The 542-nt window shown below is 62.7% G+C and carries 1 pseudogene; it reads left to right on the top strand.

The features are described 5' to 3' along the window. A pseudogene (locus AC1DT3_RS23810) lies at nt 1–501 on the top strand (sigma-54-dependent transcriptional regulator); the annotation flags it as partial. Between the last annotated feature and the right edge of the window lie 41 nt (nt 502–542).

The raw sequence follows: 542 nt of genomic DNA, 5'->3' as shown, positions 1-542 counted from the left end.
CTGGTGACCGGAGCGCCCGGGTCGGGGAAGGAAATGGCGGCGCGGACGATTCACTCGCTCTCCAACCGGGCGAGCGGCGCCTTCATCGTGCTGTCGGCGGCGACGATCACACCCGACAACATGGAACCTGAACTCTTCGGTGTCGAAGGAGGCGAGGGGCGGGCACGCCGGGTCGGGGCTCTCGAAGAAGCGCACGGCGGCACGCTCTACATCGATGAAATCGCGGACATGCCCCGCGAGACGCAGAACCGAATCCTGCGCGTACTCGTCGACCAGAACTTTCAGCGAGTCGGCGGCACCACGCGCGTGCACGTCGATGTCCGGATCATCTCGTCGTCGAGCCGCGATCTACCGGCGGAAATTTCGGCGGGACGGTTCCGTGAGGACCTGTTCCATCGGCTCGGAGTCGTTCCGATCCGCGTCCCATCGCTTGCCGAACATCGGGAAGACGTGCCAGAACTGATCGAGTTCTTCATGGAACAGATCTTGCCGAACAGCGGGAAGACGTGCCAGAACTGATCGAGTTCTTCATGGAACAGATC

The organism is Microvirga sp. P4_G7, assembly GCF_056401005.1.
Note: the sequence above shows the minus strand (reverse complement) of the source record. Positions and strands in the feature narration are given on the sequence as shown.